Genomic DNA, 17,381 nt, shown 5'->3' on the forward strand with positions numbered 1-17,381 from the left:
TTCATCAATATTTTTTACATTATGACTAAAACCATGCATTGCTTTGTTGCCACATATAGCCATTACTGTCCACTCATAAAAAAGGAACTAGAGCAAAAAATAAAGAAAAAAGGGGCTGAAAAAGTTGACTGATAAATCAAAACCTGAGGACATTAGTATAGAAGAAACGCTACCACACCAAGTCAATGCACCAAGCTTTAAGGGAACAGGGATAAAAATGCAACCACCATTTGTTAATTCACATGGCGTAGTCATTGGAGACAGCCTTTACAATTCGGCCAATTCACCGCTTGAAAATTGGACAAAGGATACAGATCCAGCGATTATGGCTGGTGAAGAATGGGTTCATCCCACTAATGATATTGGTTGGAATACTTCAGAAAATCGTGATTTACTCGAACAAAAGCGAACCCCACAAGTGCCTTTTATGCACCCAACCAAGGATGTAAGCCATGGTAAGGATTAAGCACCTTTTCCCCACACCCGTAGGTTTCTACGGGTAATATTTTCCCCATTTCAATTATGGATAAATGGTGAAATAAGAAGCAATTCTCAAAAAATTCTTCTATAATTAACTATACATACTTGATTAAAGTGGGGGATTCGACATTATGCTCTCTCCAGGAATTGCTGAAAAGATTGTTAAAGATGTTAAAAAGCTAATTGGGGAAGACATTATTATTGTCAATACAGAAGGGATTATTATTGCTAGTACTGATCAAGACCGGATTGGAAATTTCCATCAAGGTGCTCTTTTAGCTGTTGAAAAAAAAGATCGGATTATTATTTTAGAGAAGGATGAAAGAAAATTGATTGGGGTCCGGGCTGGGATCAATCTTCCTGTTTTTTTTCGTCGAGATGTAATCGGTGTCATTGGTATAACAGGTGATCCGGCTAAGGTATCCCCCTTTGGGGAAATTATTCGAAAAATGACAGAAATGCTTGTCAGCGAAAATTATTATTCACAACAGCTTGAGTTGCAATCTAGAACGCTAGAGGCTTTTGTTTTTGACTGGCTACAAAACCGTGACTGGGATTTTGTCTTTTTGAATCAGGCGAAGCTACTAAATGTTGATTTAACGACGAATAGACAAGCGATTATGATTGATATCCATCAGTTTGAGCATCTTCTCCCACGCGATATATACAGTTCCTTTTCTAAATGGAATAATGCAAAAAACGGTGATATATTAATCCGTTGGGGAAATAATCGGGTTCTCGTGCTTAGAGAAACCTCCCAACAAGAAAACCGCGACCAAATTTTAAATTATGTCACCTCCTTTCAAAACTTTCTAGAAGAAAATTTGAATTCGCAACTATCGATTGGGATTGGTCAAATTGTTTCCTCCAAAGAAATGATTCTTTCATACAACCAGGCAGAACGTGCGTTAAGATCCATTGACCAACATTCAAATATTATTTTTGATGAGGATTTAACAATTGAAATGATTTTTGATGAAGTGAAACATGAAACGAAGCAAGTCTTTCTCGAACGAACAATTGGTCAGATCACAAATGAAGAAGAATTGATACATACTTTAAAAAAGTTATTCGAAAATAATCATTCACTAAAAAAAACTGCAGCCTCACTCCATGTTCACATCAATACACTCCATTATCGGCTAAAAAAGGTTTACGAACTGACACGCCTTGACCCGTCAAATATTAATGATTTACTCATCTTATTCCTAAGTTTACAACTTTTAGACGAAACAACAAAAAGGAGACCTAAATAAGGTCTTTTTTTGTTGTTTCATCCATAGAAAAACACTGTGCTTTTTTTTATACTTATTGTAGTAAAATGATTATCGCTTATAACTACGGGGGTTTTTGTAAGCGCTTAATAATTACATGGGGGAATCAACATGATATCTAATGATGTAGCAAAAAAGTTTATTTCTATTGTCGGACAAGAAAACTATGATGATTCAAAGGTAGGCAGGCTCTCATATTCTTACGATTCAACACCAAATAAACAGGCCATGCCTGATGCAGTCATTTGTCCACGTAATACAAAAGAAGTTTCTGAAATTGTGAAAATTTGTAATGAACATTCAATTCCGATCTATGCACGTGGCACAGGAACTAATCTTTGTGGTGGGTGCACACCAACTCAGGCAGGAGTTGTAATGTTATTTAAACATATGAATAAAATTATCGATTTTGATTTAGAAAATCTAACCATTACGGTTGAGCCTGGTGTAATCACGATGGATATAATTAAAACAGTCGAAGCGAAAGGATTGTTCTATCCACCAGATCCAGGTACAGTAAAGGTTTCGACTATCGTTGGAAACATTGCTGAAAATGCAGGTGGACTTCGCGGATTAAAGTACGGTGTTACTCGTGATTATGTAATTGGTCTAGAAGTAGTATTAGCAAATGGCGACATTATCCGTACTGGTGGGAAATTAGCTAAAGACGTTGCGGGTTACGATTTTACACGTCTAATGGTTGGTTCTGAAGGAACACTCGGTATTATTACAGAAGCAATTCTGAAGCTTGTTCCAAAACCAGAAACGAAGAAGACTGCATTAGCGTTATACCAAGATGTTGAATCAGCAGCAAAAACCGTTTCAAAAATTATTGCAGCAAAAATTATCCCAACAACTTTGGAATTCCTTGACAAGGCCACCCTGGAAGTAGTTGAAGATTATGTGAAAATCGGACTTCCAACCGATGTTGAAGCCGTACTCCTTATCGAACAGGATGGACCGGCTGAAGTAGTTGATAGAGATATGGAGAAAATCGCAGAGATTTGCAAAAGTGAAAATGCAACATCAGTACAAGTTGCCAAAGATAACGATGAAGCAGATAAACTTGCTACTGCTCGCCGTACGGCATTATCTGCGTTAGCACGTTTAGCGCCAACAACTATTCTTGAAGATGCAACTGTACCAAGATCTCAAGTAGCCAATTTAGTTAAAGCAATCAATGACATTGCCAAAAAATATAATGTTAAAATTTGTACGTTCGGTCATGCTGGAGATGGCAACCTTCATCCAACCTGTCCAACTGATGCTCGTAATAAAGAAGAAATGCATCGCGTTGAAAAAGCATTCGCAGAAATCTTTGAAGCTGCAGTTAGCCTTGGTGGTACTATTTCTGGTGAGCATGGAATCGGTACTGAAAAAGCTCCTTACCTCGAGTTAAAGGTTGGTAAAGAAGGACTTGTAGCCATGAAGGCTGTGAAGGATGCATTAGATCCCAACAACATCTTAAATCCAGGTAAAATCTTCTTGGAAAATAGCAGAAAACGTGTGGTGATCTCAAAATGACAACTGTAAAAGAACAAGAAATCATCCAACAAAAATTTAAAGAGCAAATGAATGAAGATGATCTCTTAAACTGTATGAGATGCGGTTTTTGTTTACCAGCTTGTCCAACCTATATCGAATCCGGATACCAAGAGTCTCACTCTCCAAGGGGTCGAATTGCTCTAATGAAAGCCGTTGTTGACGGATTAATTGAGCCAGATGAGGACTTTGAAAAATCAATGAACCTATGTTTAGGATGCCGCGCTTGTGAAGTCGTATGTCCTTCAGGCGTTAACTACAGCCACTTACTAGAACAAGCTCGTGATTGTATTGCACAAAACAAGAGTTACTCAGCACCAGTGAAAGTAGTTCGAAAAGTTGTGTTTGGCCATCTTTTCCCTAAGCAAAATAACATGAGAACTCTTGTTAATTTAATTGGCTTCTACCAACGTTCTGGCTTGCAAACTGTAGCTCGTTCAGTTGGAGTGATGAAGTTATTCCCTGATACGATTGCAACAATGGAACGGGTTCTTCCAAAAATTGCAACTCGTAAAGAGATGCTCAGTCGCCCAAATCTTCATGCGCCAATTGGCACACAAAAAAAACGTGTCGCCTTCTTTACTGGCTGCTTAATGGATACGATGTTCTATGAAACAAATAAATCAACCATCACTCTGTTACAGCATGCTGGCTGTGAAATCGTCATTCCTGAAGATCAAGCATGCTGTGGGGCTCTCCATGGTCACTATGGGGAAAAAGATAATTCAAAAGAAATGGCGCGAAAAAATATTAAAGCTTTTGAAGACTTAAATGTCGACTATATCATCACCAATGCCGGTGGTTGTGGTGCATTCCTAATCGAGTATGATCATGTGTTGCATGATGACCCAGAATTTGCGGAACGCGCTGTTGATTTTGTTAATAAATTAAAGGATGTCGGAGAAATTCTTGTGGCACTTGATTTTCATAAACGTGAGCTTCGTTTGCCATATCAGGTGATTACGTATCAAGATTCCTGTCACTTAAAAAATGTTATGAAAGCATCTCAATATCCACGCATATTGCTGAAAGCTATTAAAGGCGTTGACTACCATGAAATGGTGGAAGCTGATCGATGCTGTGGTTCTGCAGGTATTTATAACATCATTCAATCGGAAATGTCGATGAAGTTCCTTGATTACAAGATGGATCGTGTTCGCGATACTCAGGCAACGACGATTGCAACCTCCAATCCTGGCTGTTTATTGCAAATGAAGCTAGGTATAGAGCGCGAAGGGTTAAGCAAAACTTCTCGTGGCGTTCACATCGTCGATCTATTGTTAGAAGCATTCGAGTACGCTCAAGCAAATAAACAATAACATCATATTACGATACTGCCAAAGCCTCTGAAACCGAGGCTTTGGTTTTTTGATTGGAATTCCCAACCATCCACGATAAGCATTACCATGCATTAATTATTTTACATTCCGCACACTATCTATACAGAGGTAGTCTCTGTAAACTAAGTTAGGAGCTGAATAAGATGTCTCGAAATAACAGTAATAAACTACTAGTACCTGGTGTAGAGCAATTTTTAGACCAGGTAAAATATGAGATTGCCCAGGAATTTGGAGTGACATTAGGATCAGATACCGTTTCTAGAGCAAACGGTTCGGTTGGTGGAGAAATCACAAAACGTCTTGTCAAACAAGCACAAGCTCAATTATCTGGCGGGAAATAAACTTCATACTCAATATTTTGGCACAAAAAAGTCCGGACTATTCCGAACTTTTTATGGTTTCTTTCACATCAATCTCAATTTTAAACAATCGACCGTGACTATTTATTTGGCGTTCGGTCTTTAATGTCCTTATTTACTGTTTTATTGTTATTCTGATTACTATTATTAGTAGTGGACTGAGTTGTAGTATCTTTTTTACTTGTCTCTTGACGTTGCGTTTCTTTCCAATGCTGTTGATTATATTTAGATTGATTCTGGTTTCCGTTTAGCTCTGAATCAGCATTTTTGTTTGAGTGTTGTGTAGGGTCCACATTATCAACCGTTTGGTTGTTTTGATTAGCTGGTGGATTTTCTGATTCTAATTTCGATTCTGTTTCTGGTTCATTATTAGGTACGGTTGTATTTTTCTGCTCATTCTTCTTCTGTTTTGGTTTAGATGTAGAATCAGTATTTTTTAACTGATTTTCATTTTTAGCTGATTCATTTTCTTTAATTTGACCAAGAGTGACTCCTTGATTTTTGGCCTTGTTTCTCTCATTTTCTGTTCCTTCAACGACTACCAATGTCGAATGATTATTCTTGGCCGACGTTTGAATATCCGACATTTTTTGTTTGTATGCTTTATCTGTTTCTTTATTCTCCTCACCCATAATAGTTGAGCAAAGAACAATTTCACCGTCTCCGACCGCTTGCTTTTTCATTTCGGTTACAATTTTTCCTGAAATAGTTGATACATCCTTCTTCTTCCACTCACCTATAGATTCAACAATTTTTTCACCTTGTTTATTATAGGGAACGATTCCGATAACCTCAAGGTCTTTATTTACCTCTAATTCTATGCTTGAGCCATCATCAAGGGACATATAGGCATATACCTGATTGCTTTGATAAAACGGGATAAGAGCCCCAGTTCCAAAAATCATGACTAATGCTGCAGCTACAAAAGTCTTCATTTTCACTGAATGATACCATTTTCGTGATTTCCAATCTACCGCTTCCATTGGGATAAATTGAATCTCTTGTCCAATTAGATAAGCAGATTCCTCATTTCGAGCCCGAAGAAATTGCCCATCTGGGGTTAATAACGTTAAAAAATGTTCATCTATTTGCATTATGATTCCAGTTTTCAATCATCTATCACCCCTTTAATGTAATCTCTTAAAAAGTGGAATTCTTCAGTTAGAATGATCGTAATCGCAATAATATATTTTCGATTTCGCTCAATGGTTTTTCTGCTAGTATGGGCTGTTTTTTCTAATTCCTTAATTGGTAGTCGTTTTTTCTCGTATAGATAAGATAAAAGCTCTTTATTGTCAACAATCATTTTCGCAATGGCCATTGCGTTTTTTCTTGCATCTGCATGTTTTGGTGATTGCTCAATAATCTCTTGAAAGGTTAGGCCAAAAGATTGTAGCTTTTGTTGAAAGAGGAAGATCTCTTCCCTGCGTTGTACTTCTTCAATTTCTTTGTTGTGCTGTTCAATCGAAAGCTCATTCTCAATCGACATTCCAATAATAGGTTCATCACTTTGAAAGTCTATTCCAGTGTCTAGTCTTAAATTATTTTCTTTAATATTTTTCCGAATAAAGTCAATGACTCTTCTCTTAATGATAACCTCTGCAAAACTTAGTAACGATTTCCCTCTTTCAGGGCTAAATTTTTCGATTGATTCATTAAAAGCAATGAGACCAATGCTAAATTCATCGTCTGATTCATGTATATATCGCTTGCAAACAGTTGAGACAGTTTTTGCGATAAATGGTTTGTAGGATTCAATAAGTTCATTCTGCAGGGTCTGATCACCTTGTTGAATTAGAGCAACAGTTTCCTCTAACGAGATTTTCTTCTTTTTCTTGATGAATATTAATCCAAACAATGATCTCACCTCTCTGACCCCACCAATTATAACATACGTTCCTATTTTGTGAATTGAATGGGTCAAAGATGGCAAAATATAATATTTTTTCTTCTAATAAAGAGTACGTAACAGCTCGGTTCATTTATGGGGGAGTGAAAAATAAATTTTTTTCAAATTTATTTATTTCATTTTGTTGAATGTTCGTAACGTAATATTAGAGAACGAATTAAAAAGCCAATCAATAATCCAGGTAGTAAGAACAAAATAGGAAGAAATACAGGTCCTAATGTAGTACCAAATAATTTAAGCTTAGGTGAAAGCATTAAACCAACCGTCACAGTAAATGCACCAAAAACAAACGGAAGATAAGATCTCTTTTCCGTTTCGGGCATCGAATATCTATACGCATCCCAGAGTGAAAACATGTAGAAACACGGATAGAACATTAACCACTGGTAATTAACTGATTGACTAGCTTTTTCAATTTCCCAAAGAAAGCTATACATAATCGCTAAATTAAAATGACTATTTAAGTTTATTATCATTTCTGATAGAACAAGAAAAATACCTTTTAAAAACTGGCCACTGAGCAGCTGACTAAAGCCCGGCATCGCAACATTCCAAAGTACTGCCTCTAATTTACCTTGTTTTTTCATATTACTTTAACGGACGTGTTACAAAATCCAGTCTTAATCGTAAAAGAAAAAACACTCTTTTTAATTCGTAACATACCGACTACCTCCACTTTGTAACTAACGTTAGCGTATACAAATAATGTAAATAATATAACGAAAAATTATTTATAAATAATAAAAAGCCCACTACTGATTACCAGTAGCAGGCAACTTTCTTCCATTATTGTTCTGAATCCATCGGGTTATATAGCTTTACTTCTGGGTTTTTATCTTGGAACCACCGAAGAGCAAATTCATTTTCAAATAAGAAAACCTTATTATCGAAACGGTCGACACAAAGAAGACTTCTAGAGCTCGATAAGTTATCATTCACTTGATCATTTTCAACCCATCGTGCAACCTTAGACCCTAACCGCTCCATGATTACCTCGGCATTATATTCGTTCTTCATGCGGTGTTCAAATACTTCAAATTGGAGTTGACCGACTGCACCAAGTAAATAATCATCTGTTTTTAACGTTTTAAATAACTGAATTGCACCCTCTTGTACAAGCTGTTGAATCCCTTTATGGAAGGACTTTTGCTTCATGACGTTTTTGGCGCTAACTCTAACATATAGTTCAGGGGTGAATTGCGGAAGGCGTTCATATTCGAACTGATCTTTTCCACCTACAAGGGTATCTCCTATCTGGTATGTTCCAGTATCATAAAGGCCAATAATGTCGCCACTTACTGCCTCATCAACAGTGCTACGGTCATCAGCCATAAATTGAGTTGATGATGAAAGCTTGATTGGTTTCCCTGTTCGGGCTAATGAAACAGACATGCCCCGATCGAATTTTCCTGAACAAATTCTTAAAAAGGCAATCCGGTCCTGGTGGGCTGGATTCATGTTTGCTTGAATTTTAAAAATAAAGCCAGAGAAATCTTCTGATAAAGGATTAATTTCACCAACTGATGATTGTCTCGGCTGTGGTGCTGGTGCAAACTTCAAATACGTTTCCAAAAACGTTTGGACCCCGAAATTCGTCAAAGCACTACCGAAAAAGACAGGTGTGAGTGTGCCATCCTTTACGCGCTCTGGCGAAAAGTCATTCCCAGCCTCATTTAAAAGCATAATTTCTTCGAGTGTTTGATCATATAGTCCAGATTGCTTTAATGGATGTTCACCTTCAATTTCACCATCATCATTTAAACCGATATAACGTTCTTCCTCGCCGACCTGGAAATTGTTCAATTCGGTTATAGAAACGATCATAAATCCCTAAAAATTCCTTACCCATACCAATCGGCCAGTTCATCGGATAAGATTCAATGCCTAATACTTCTTCCAGCTCTGCAAGTAGCTCAAGAGGCATTTTACCTTGTCGGTCCAATTTGTTGATAAACGTGAAGATGGGAATCCCCTCATTCGGCACACTTTAAACAACTTAATGGTTTGGTCTTCGATCCCTTTTGCTGAGTCAACAATCATCACAGCACTATCAACTGCCATTAAGGTCCGATACGTGTCTTCACTGAAATCTTGGTGTCCTGGAGTATCCAAAATATTAACTCTGTACCCTAAATAATCAAATTGCATGACACTCGAAGTAACGGAAATTCCACGTTGCTTTTCAATTTCCATCCAGTCACTTGTGGCAAATTTCCCTGTTTTCTTTGCCTTAACAGTACCTGCATCACGGATAGCACCACCGAACAATAGCAGTTTCTCTGTAAGGGTTGTTTTCCCGGCATTCTGGGTGAGAAATAATCGCAAACGTTTTGCGTGATAAAACTTCATCTGTAAATTTTTTATTCATTTATAATTCCTCTCTTTATTAACCGTCAAAATAATTCCCATAATCTCAATCTTAACGTTGATGTACCAAGTTTGCAATCTTACATTATTATTCTGCAAAAAAAGAACCTGTCCATTGGACAGATTAGTTTAAACTGTAATCTAAAGGTATCTCTATCCATCTTGAGACACCATACATTGTGACTTTCTCTTTATAGACGGGCTCACAATCCTCTAATAAACTTAGGCGGAACACTTCAAAGCCTTCAGATTTCCGCACATTCTCCTCTATTTCACGTTGCATCGCTTTATTCGTTAATTCTTTCGTTTTCTTAGGAGCTAATTCAATTACGACCATTCCGTTATTAAGCTTTTCTTCCAGATAGGCTTTAGAAAGGGCGAGCTTATTAAAAATTCGGTTTACCTTCCAAAGATTAATCCCATCAACTTTCTTCCAAAACATATTATTCCTCCATTTCCATTCTCATGGCGGTCAAAACACAGCATGTTAAAAAGTAAATCGTTTTCAAAAATATAAGAATATGGTCAAATAGGTAGTACTATTTGACCACTTCACTATACTATTTTAGTACAAATTTATTATGAATGAAATAGGTTCTTTTTAGAAGTTCATTTTACACTTGTTTATTGGTTCCGATCCAGGTACTCAACACCGTGCAAGAATGCTCCGATTTTTTACCTTAATCTCGAACACCAAGGGCAATTTTTGCATATCGAGACATTTTGTCTTTTGTCCAGGCTGGACTCCATACGATTTGAACATCAATATTCCGTAGCTCTTTAAGTACTTCGGAAAGTTTTATTTTCACATCACTTACAATTTGCCCTGCAAGTGGACAGCCCATTGATGTCATCGTCATTAGGATTTCTACATCCAGTTCTTCGGAAACCTTTACCTCATATACTAAACCTAAATTCACAATATCAATGCCCAGCTCGGGATCTAACACTTCCTCAAGAACCTCATAGATCTTTTCCACTAGTTTTTCTGACATTTTAATCCTTCTTTCTGTATAAATAATATATGTCATAAAAAGGTGCAATACATGTTTTTAACTAGTTTCATGATAATCCTATTGAGGGTTGTTCGTAGTGATAATTATCACTCTGATTGCATTAAAAAGCACATTAAAAAACTGCCAATCACTTGGCAGTTTCCCCTTTCTAGCTTACTTTTCTTGAGATGACAGATGGTCACGGTCTGCCACTTCTGGTGGTTGCTCCATCCATCCATGGTCAATAAAAATTTCAGCACCTTCCTTAACATATAGACCGACTTCCGCCAAAAACCGACTGTAGTCTACACCTAAGTCCTTTCTTCCGTTGACTGATAAGGAATTTCCGTAGGCGCGAATTCTCATTGAAAACATATCAATCTTATGAAACATCATCAATTTATCCGAAAATGGGGCAATCGTTGACGTTGTAACCAAATGATCCAAAAAGGAGGGCGCTGGCATATCATCCTTATGAAGGATTTGTTCAAAATGCTCGATATGACTCACCGTTAGATCCTTCCCTTTATGAAAGTACTTTCTTACATCATCATTTTTAGCGACTTGATAAAAACCGGTTAAGACCGCCTTGCTTGTTGCATTATTTTCGATATTATCGAATAGATGAGCAACCTCTAAACCATGTAGCGGTCTTATATCTCCCAAAAAACCGTTTAAGTAGTTTTGCTTTTTAACAAAATCAACTTTTTCGGGAATCGGTATTGTTGGGATCTTCATCATTAAGCCCTTATCCATAAAGATATCATTGACTTGATTTATAAGTTTTACGGTTAATTCAATCACATTGGAATAAAACTCTCGTACATCTAATCTTGTCATAAGCGGTACAGCAATCCCATAAAGGGTGAGCCCTGCTTTTCCTGCATATTTTAAGTAATGCAAATAAAAATCATCAACAAAAAGTCGTGGTGCATCTAGATTGAGATCATCTTCGGTAAAGCCAACCGGAGTTGGAAATTGCTCACTCCGAAACAATTCTTCAATTCTAGATACTATTCCTTCACTTAAGTTAAGTGCATTTTCAACTACTTTTTTTATTTTAGAATCCTCACAATGATGAAGAAAGAACTTAAGAACTTGCTTCGCCATGGTATTTCCCATATAGGTAGCCCAAAGCTTTCCTACTTCTGCTGCAGATAAAGGTTCTTTTGAAACAGCCAGATTTGCGTCCCTTGCATGAATTTTTATTGGTTTAATCGTGTCCATAGAAAAAACCCCATTACATTTTTTCTTTTAGCATGAACATTTATCATATATATCATGCAAAAAATTACTTATCTCAATCACTTCTGTATTTATGACTATCAAAAAAAGGCTCTAATTAGAATGTTGATTTCCTCTCCAGATGCTCAGCGCCGCGCGGGGCGGGCGCTGAGCATCCTCGGCGTTATACGCCTGCGGGGTCTCACCTGGCCCGCTGCTCCCGCAGGAGTCGAGCACCTTCCGCTCCAATCAACTTTGTGCCGAAATCAACAAAAGCTTTAACACAGCAAAAAAAATAAAACGAACAACTGTACTGGTGTTAATTTAATCTTGCAGAACTTCTGCAAGAATGTTCATTACTAATCTTCCTTCCTGTCTGATTACTTCGACTGCATCATCTGCAAACAGGTATGGAGTATCGTATTGATCCTGTTTTTTTATATCTATGTAGCGATTATTGGCCGTTAACACTGGAAAAACAACATTTGTTTGTTTGAATAAATTTTGTGAAACTCCAAGCTCAGCCATTAAAATGACCTGTTTATTAGAAATGGCTAAAAATAATTTCCCTATTTCCTTGCCGTGTTCATCCGTGATGGTAATCTGCTGTAGAATCGAAATTAAGCAGACAACAAAATCATTTATTTCCTCATTCGATAACTCCTCGCACTGGCATTCTGCCAATACTTTGTTTAAGCCATTTCTTATTTCTTTAAATGAGAAAACATCTTGAATCCGAATGGTAGCTTTTGTCTGTCCCATGCTTGCAAACCTTTTTCGAATCTCGAAAAGGTAATCTTTTATCAATCCTGTATATTGTTCTCGCTTCACCACAAAATCTGCCATTTCATTTAACCAACGGACATCTCTGTTTTGTTTTTTCAAAAGCAAAATAAAAGCATATATATCCTTTTCATCAAAGGTATGGTTGTTTAATTTGCGAAGGTAATGTGTCAATAATGCATGCTCTTTTTTATCCATTGTTAGATCGCTCCTAGAAGATATTTCATATCTTTCTATTGTACAGCTTTATGGTTTAGGAGTTTATAAGTTCCTTAAAATTTTGAGGACATAATTATGCCCTCATATGGTTGACAACATTTTCAACTTGCTATAGCATTATTTTCATATCATATAGATAGTTAGACTAACTATCTATCGGTCTGAGGGGTATTCATGGCTAAATCAAATCGGCAAATGTTTACTAGCTTATTAACTTTATATCGCCCTTTAATAAACGAGTTAAATGTTCATTTAGCAAAGTACAATTTATTTAGCTCGCAATGGGGCATTATTCGGATATTAAAACATGAAGAACCACTGTCTTTTCAAGCGATTGCCAAGGCTACGAACATTGAAAAACCGAGTGCGTCAAGTCTAATTCATAAATTAATTTCCCTTGGATATGTGGATATTATAGAAGGTTCAGACAAACGAACGAAGCTTGTCCGCTTGTCGACAGCGGGTGAACTGGTTTATGAAGAAGTTGAAAGCATGATCGATGAATGGGTTGCTTCTCTTTTCGATGGAATATCGGAAGAGAATCAAATCACCATCACGCAAGCTCTCGATATCATAAAAAGAAATCTAATATAATAAGGAGCTTTTATGGAAGAGTTAAAGAAAGAACCACTATGGACAAAAAACTTTTTGATTGTTTCATCGATAAACTTTTTAATCATATTAATATTCTTTTTATTGGTTGTAACAATTGGGGAATATGCGGTTGATGAATTTGGAGCATCTACAAGTACTGCAGGGTTAATTTCTAGCATTTTTATTATCGGTACCCTTATCGGTCGATTATTTACTGGTCGGATTATCGTTTCTGTTGGAACAAAAAAGACCTTTTTTATTGGTCTATCTTTTTTCGTCGTAACGACACTTTCTTATTTTTTTGCAGTGAACCTTTCCTTACTGATGGTTATTCGTTTGTTACATGGACTTTCAGTTGGAATCATTAGTACAGCAACGGGTACAGTAGTTGCGCAAATCATTCCTCATTCAAGACGTGGTGAAGGAATTGGTTATTATAGTATGAGTATTGTACTGGCAACAGCAATTGGACCCTTTATTGGAATATTACTTACCCAGGCTTTCGATCATTATCAAATCATATTTTTATTTAACACCGTATTAGTTGCGATTTGTGTGGGTGTTTCATTTTTATTAAAAATTGCCGATCCAAAACGTCTTCATACTGATACTGAACAGAATAAGAAAACTGGTTTTTCTATTAAAAATTATATTGAACCGAAAGCAATGAACATTTCCTTTATCGCCTTACTCGTTGGTTTCGTTTATTCGGGTGTTATGTCGTTCTTATCTTTTTATAGCAAGGATATTCATTTGGTAAAATCAGGAAGTTTGTTTTTCTTAGTGTATGCCATTGCCGTTTTAGTTTCCCGTCCTGTTACAGGACCTTTAATGGACCAGCGTGGGGCAAATATTGTTATTTATCCAGCCCTTATTCTTTTTGGTTTAGGAATGGCCCTATTCAGTCAAGCCACTAATAGTTTCATTTTTTTATTGTCTGCCTGTATCATTGGCTTTGGATATGGTAATTTCAATTCAATTGCTCAAGCACTGGCAATTAAAGGAATTGAACCTGAGCGACTAGGTCATGCGACATCAACGTATTTTATTCTTTATGATCTCGGTTTAGGTGCTGGACCATTCGTGCTTGGTTTCTTCGTTACAATCATGGGCTACCGACACCTGTTTCTTGCAATGGTACCCATTCTAGCTATTGCCATTATGTTATACTCCGTTTTCGTCGGTAAAAAAGAAAAAATGGAAGCGAATGCTGCATAAATGAAAAGACAAGGCAGTTCTGTTTAAAGAAGCCTTGTCTTTTTACTTTTAAAATGAATAAATTCTACTCTTTAAGTTTTTTAAATGCTTGCCGTGTTTCACTTACATATTTTTTAAGCCGATAAGGTTTTGTTAAGACTCGCTTCGGAAATTTATGAATGAATGTACTTAAATCTTCTTTGTATTCCTCGGTTAGCCTTGTAGGTTTAGAACTAATTCTTTTATAAATTTCTTTATAAAATTCTCTTAATGGGCTTAAGTTTATTTCTATTTTATGATGGCAGTTGGTACATGTAGTACTATAAATCTTTTCATTTAAATATTGAACACGGTGAAGCGTTTCATTATGACAGTGTGAGCAATACAAGGACACTTCTAATTCTGAAATTTTCATATGAAACCTTCTCCTTATAAGGTATTTAGAAGATATTTTCTTGAACTTATTTTAATGAAAAAATTAATTTCTTCTATATATATTTATTTGTTAGTTAAGATAGCACTTGCTGTCCGTTCATCTGTTATTAATACGTCAATAATCTGCCCTCTCAGTGCTCCGAGTATACTTTTCACTTTATGCTCACCTTCAACGACTGCAATGACTTTATTAATATTTTTTAATTCATTTAGGGAAACCCCAACGATCTTCGAATTTAAAGTATCATTAATTGAATGACCGTTTTCGTCAAAAAATCGGTATCCAATGTCCCCAACAGTTCCGATCCTCTCTAAATGGCTTAGATCCTCTTCATCCAAGTACCCAAGTTTCATTAAAGTGGAGTTATCGAACGGATTACCAACTGCAATGATAGCAATATCCACTTTCCGTCCAATTTCTAGAACCGTTTGGATATCTTCAGTTGCCATTAATCTTTCCTTTAATTCTTCCGTTTCAACAATCGCAGGTGCATATAAAAAAGCACAGCTTCCATGAAGTTTTTTTGCCAGCTCATTTGCGAGCTGATTTGCATGGATTTCTACTTTCTTGACACCCATTCCTCCTTCTAAAGGAACAACGACTATATCTTCTCTTCGCTCAAAAGGAAATTCCTGAACAAGATAGGCAAGGGTCTCTCCCCATGAAATTCCAATGCTTTTAACAGTTTTCAAATTTTGAGATATATAGTTTGCACCTGCTTCTCCAACTGCTCTTTTCGCCATTTCAGCGGTAAAATTTGTGTTTGGAATAACGACTGCATCTGAAAGTCCAAATTGTTTTTCGAGCTCCTGTTCCAATTCAACAGTATGTACACTTTCATCCTTTATATAGACCTTAACAATCCCTTCATCTTTTGCCTTTTGAAGTAATTTTGAGATAACAGGTCTAGATACACCTAATTTATTGGCAACTTCCGCTTGAGTCAGCCCATCATGGTAATACATGCTGGAAACTTTGACTAATTGTCTTCTCTCCTGCCAATCCACTCATATCCACCTCCTTTTAAACAATATCCCATTTTTATTTTACAAATGTTTATCATATGAACATTGTACATGATAATTTTTTAAAATTCATCTTTCCCCATAAAAAAGTGCCGAGACATTATGTTTTCGGCACTTAACAGACATAGTTTGTTTGAACATAAATTTTAGTTATTAGTAAAAATCCTAAGAATAGCTTTCAACAGTCCTGTTTCAGCTATTTTAAAGGTTTACATCGCTTAGCCTACTAAACTGTTTTTCATGCTTATCTTTCTTAGTTTATTTACTGCAAGTACTGCTGCTTCAAAAAAGGTTTCAGAAAGAGAAGGATGCGGGTGAATCATTTTTGCAGCTTCCTCAACCGTTCCTTCTAAATACATAAAGGCAGATGCTTCTGAAATCATTTCAGTAACATGCGATCCAGCCATAACGACTCCAATCACTTCGCCATACTTTCTCTCATATATGACCTTGGTAAATCCGTCTGGTTCACCAGCACTTAATGCCTTACCACTTCCCGCAAAATCGAACTTTTCCACCATAATGTCGATTCCCTGCTTCTTTGCTTCCTCTTCAGACAAACCAACGGATGCAATTTCCGGAAGCGTATAAATACATCTTGGCATGACTTTATAGTCAATTCTGTCAAGACCACCTGCTGCATTTGTTGCGGCAACCACACCTTCTGCACTTGCTGCATGTGCAAGCTGCCAGCCTCCTATTACATCACCAACTGCATAAAGATTAGCAATGCTGGTCTCCATTTTTTCATTCACTTTAATAAACGGACCATTTTGTTCTAAGTGAATGTCTGAAACTGCAGATAAATTTGGTCGGCGTCCAGTACTAACAAGCAAAATTTCGGCCTCTACCGAGAACTCTTTCCCCTTAGGATCAACGCAGACAACAGTCTTAACGCCATTTACTTCCTGGACTTTTTGGACGGTAGAACTTGTATGGATTTTAATTCCCTTTTTCTTTAATGCCTTAGTCAAGAATTTAGATGCTTCCCCATCTTCAGTTGGGATGATGCGGTCCGCAGCCTCAACAATTGTCACTTCAGCCTTTAGAGAAGCAAAGATAGTAGCAAACTCAACACCGATCACCCCACCACCGATAATAATCACGGATTTTGGGATTTCAGGAAGGTCAAAAATTGTATCACTTGTATTGAACGAAACCGTATCAAGACCCGCAATTGGTGGAATCGCTGGAGTCGATCCGGTGGCAATGATTATCTTCGCTGCTTGAATCGTTTCTTCTCCAGCTTGCGTTTTCACTTTCACGATGCCGCCTTGAAGAACGGAACCATAACCGTTATAAACATCTATTTTGCCTTGTTTTAGCAAATAGCTGATGCCACCACGTAAACGCTGAATCACTTCATCTTTTCGCTTTTTCATTTTGCTAAAAGAGAATGTGAGTGAGCCGTTTCAATCCCCAGTCCTTTGCCTTTTCAATTTGTTCAATGATCTCTGAATGCTTCAAATAGGTTTTAGACGGGATGCAGCCTCGGTTTAAACAGGTACCCCCTAGAAAATCCGCCTCTATTAGTGCCGTTTTTTTACCAAGTTCAGCTGCATGAAGAGCCGCGACATAACCACCAGGGCCTCCTCCTACCACAACGATATCATAGGATGTTTTCAATGTTTTCACCT

Annotated in this window: 16 protein-coding genes and 2 pseudogenes; 7 read left to right on the forward strand and 11 right to left on the reverse strand. The window is 37.0% G+C overall.

The genetic code is table 11. From position 1 onward, the window contains the following. Window positions 1-124: 124 nt before the first annotated feature. From RGF10_RS19135 to RGF10_RS19155, 5 genes are all read left to right on the forward strand, one after another. Complete coding sequence (locus tag RGF10_RS19135) at window positions 125-466, forward strand: DUF3905 domain-containing protein (protein ID WP_318505017.1); 342 nt, start codon at window positions 125-127, stop codon at window positions 464-466. 145 nt (window positions 467-611) lie between these two features. Then, window positions 612-1,736: a CdaR family transcriptional regulator gene (locus RGF10_RS19140; protein WP_318505018.1), complete on the forward strand. Its 1,125-nt coding sequence runs from the start codon at window positions 612-614 to the stop codon at window positions 1,734-1,736. A gap of 129 nt (window positions 1,737-1,865) precedes the next feature. Continuing rightward, window positions 1,866-3,278 (forward strand): glycolate oxidase subunit GlcD, encoded by a 1,413-nt coding sequence (gene glcD / locus RGF10_RS19145; RefSeq protein WP_318505019.1) that lies wholly within the window; start codon window positions 1,866-1,868, stop codon window positions 3,276-3,278. Next, on the forward strand, window positions 3,275-4,615 hold the full coding sequence (locus RGF10_RS19150; RefSeq protein ID WP_318505020.1) for a (Fe-S)-binding protein: 1,341 nt from the start codon (window positions 3,275-3,277) through the stop codon (window positions 4,613-4,615). The genes glcD and RGF10_RS19150 overlap by 4 nt, the downstream gene beginning before the upstream one ends. 164 nt (window positions 4,616-4,779) lie before the next feature. Beyond that, window positions 4,780-4,977 (forward strand): alpha/beta-type small acid-soluble spore protein, encoded by a 198-nt coding sequence (locus tag RGF10_RS19155; protein WP_318505021.1) that lies wholly within the window; start codon window positions 4,780-4,782, stop codon window positions 4,975-4,977. A 98-nt stretch (window positions 4,978-5,075) separates the two neighbouring features. Here RGF10_RS19155 and RGF10_RS19160 read toward each other — a convergent pair whose 3' ends face one another. The 8 genes and pseudogenes from RGF10_RS19160 to RGF10_RS19195 form a co-directional block, all read right to left on the reverse strand. Beyond that, window positions 5,076-6,107, reverse strand: a complete 1,032-nt coding sequence (locus RGF10_RS19160; protein ID WP_318505022.1) for an anti-sigma factor domain-containing protein — start codon at window positions 6,105-6,107, stop codon at window positions 5,076-5,078. After that, window positions 6,104-6,862: an RNA polymerase sigma factor SigI gene (gene sigI / locus RGF10_RS19165; protein WP_318505023.1), complete on the reverse strand. Its 759-nt coding sequence runs from the start codon at window positions 6,860-6,862 to the stop codon at window positions 6,104-6,106. Before sigI ends, RGF10_RS19160 begins: the two co-directional genes overlap by 4 nt. 158 nt (window positions 6,863-7,020) lie before the next feature. After that, window positions 7,021-7,491, reverse strand: coding sequence for a hypothetical protein (locus RGF10_RS19170; protein ID WP_318505024.1), 471 nt, complete (start codon window positions 7,489-7,491; stop codon window positions 7,021-7,023). A gap of 199 nt (window positions 7,492-7,690) precedes the next feature. Next, a pseudogene (locus RGF10_RS19175) lies at window positions 7,691-9,272 on the reverse strand (peptide chain release factor 3). A 123-nt stretch (window positions 9,273-9,395) separates the two neighbouring features. Next, on the reverse strand, window positions 9,396-9,713 hold the full coding sequence (locus RGF10_RS19180; protein WP_318505025.1) for a hypothetical protein: 318 nt from the start codon (window positions 9,711-9,713) through the stop codon (window positions 9,396-9,398). 238 nt (window positions 9,714-9,951) lie between these two features. Further along, on the reverse strand, window positions 9,952-10,266 hold the full coding sequence (locus tag RGF10_RS19185; protein ID WP_318505026.1) for a metal-sulfur cluster assembly factor: 315 nt from the start codon (window positions 10,264-10,266) through the stop codon (window positions 9,952-9,954). Window positions 10,267-10,440: 174 nt separating this feature from the next. Continuing rightward, complete coding sequence (locus RGF10_RS19190; RefSeq protein WP_318505027.1) at window positions 10,441-11,493, reverse strand: DUF3231 family protein; 1,053 nt, start codon at window positions 11,491-11,493, stop codon at window positions 10,441-10,443. 321 nt (window positions 11,494-11,814) lie between these two features. Next, the gene (locus RGF10_RS19195) at window positions 11,815-12,471 is read right to left on the reverse strand and encodes a hypothetical protein (protein ID WP_318505028.1); all 657 of its coding nucleotides are present in this window, start codon (window positions 12,469-12,471) and stop codon (window positions 11,815-11,817) included. Between the two features lie 195 nt (window positions 12,472-12,666). On the opposite strand from RGF10_RS19195, the gene RGF10_RS19200 reads away from it, so the two are divergent. Both RGF10_RS19200 and RGF10_RS19205 read left to right on the forward strand, forming a co-directional pair. Beyond that, window positions 12,667-13,086: a MarR family winged helix-turn-helix transcriptional regulator gene (locus tag RGF10_RS19200; protein WP_318505029.1), complete on the forward strand. Its 420-nt coding sequence runs from the start codon at window positions 12,667-12,669 to the stop codon at window positions 13,084-13,086. 12 nt (window positions 13,087-13,098) lie between these two features. Beyond that, window positions 13,099-14,304: an MFS transporter gene (locus RGF10_RS19205; protein WP_318505030.1), complete on the forward strand. Its 1,206-nt coding sequence runs from the start codon at window positions 13,099-13,101 to the stop codon at window positions 14,302-14,304. A 64-nt stretch (window positions 14,305-14,368) separates the two neighbouring features. Here RGF10_RS19205 and RGF10_RS19210 read toward each other — a convergent pair whose 3' ends face one another. The 3 genes and pseudogenes from RGF10_RS19210 to lpdA form a co-directional block, all read right to left on the reverse strand. Continuing rightward, a complete protein-coding gene (locus RGF10_RS19210; protein ID WP_318505031.1) occupies window positions 14,369-14,698 on the reverse strand; it encodes a bh protein in 330 nt (109 codons plus the stop codon). 83 nt (window positions 14,699-14,781) lie between these two features. Next, window positions 14,782-15,684 (reverse strand): sugar-binding transcriptional regulator, encoded by a 903-nt coding sequence (locus tag RGF10_RS19215; RefSeq protein WP_412176747.1) that lies wholly within the window; start codon window positions 15,682-15,684, stop codon window positions 14,782-14,784. A gap of 278 nt (window positions 15,685-15,962) precedes the next feature. After that, a pseudogene (gene lpdA / locus RGF10_RS19220) lies at window positions 15,963-17,370 on the reverse strand (dihydrolipoyl dehydrogenase). Window positions 17,371-17,381: the final 11 nt, after the last annotated feature.

Origin of the sequence: Bacillus sp. T3 (assembly GCF_033449965.1) — a bacterium.
Classification (GTDB): domain Bacteria; phylum Bacillota; class Bacilli; order Bacillales; family Cytobacillaceae; genus Bacillus_BU.

Excerpts from the sequence above, each read along its gene's own strand:
- RGF10_RS19140 (WP_318505018.1), top strand. The coding sequence starts at position 612 with ATGCTCTCTCCAGGAATTGCTGAAAAGATTGTTAAAGATGTTAAAAAG.
- glcD (WP_318505019.1), top strand. The coding sequence starts at position 1,866 with ATGATATCTAATGATGTAGCAAAAAAGTTTATTTCTATTGTCGGACAA.
- RGF10_RS19150 (WP_318505020.1), top strand. The coding sequence starts at position 3,275 with ATGACAACTGTAAAAGAACAAGAAATCATCCAACAAAAATTTAAAGAG.
- RGF10_RS19155 (WP_318505021.1), top strand. The coding sequence starts at position 4,780 with ATGTCTCGAAATAACAGTAATAAACTACTAGTACCTGGTGTAGAGCAA.
- RGF10_RS19170 (WP_318505024.1), bottom strand. The coding sequence starts at position 7,491 with ATGAAAAAACAAGGTAAATTAGAGGCAGTACTTTGGAATGTTGCGATG.
- RGF10_RS19180 (WP_318505025.1), bottom strand. The coding sequence starts at position 9,713 with ATGTTTTGGAAGAAAGTTGATGGGATTAATCTTTGGAAGGTAAACCGA.
- RGF10_RS19185 (WP_318505026.1), bottom strand. The coding sequence starts at position 10,266 with ATGTCAGAAAAACTAGTGGAAAAGATCTATGAGGTTCTTGAGGAAGTG.
- RGF10_RS19190 (WP_318505027.1), bottom strand. The coding sequence starts at position 11,493 with ATGGACACGATTAAACCAATAAAAATTCATGCAAGGGACGCAAATCTG.
- RGF10_RS19195 (WP_318505028.1), bottom strand. The coding sequence starts at position 12,471 with ATGGATAAAAAAGAGCATGCATTATTGACACATTACCTTCGCAAATTA.
- RGF10_RS19200 (WP_318505029.1), top strand. The coding sequence starts at position 12,667 with ATGGCTAAATCAAATCGGCAAATGTTTACTAGCTTATTAACTTTATAT.
- RGF10_RS19205 (WP_318505030.1), top strand. The coding sequence starts at position 13,099 with ATGGAAGAGTTAAAGAAAGAACCACTATGGACAAAAAACTTTTTGATT.
- RGF10_RS19210 (WP_318505031.1), bottom strand. The coding sequence starts at position 14,698 with ATGAAAATTTCAGAATTAGAAGTGTCCTTGTATTGCTCACACTGTCAT.
- RGF10_RS19215 (WP_412176747.1), bottom strand. The coding sequence starts at position 15,684 with ATGTATTACCATGATGGGCTGACTCAAGCGGAAGTTGCCAATAAATTA.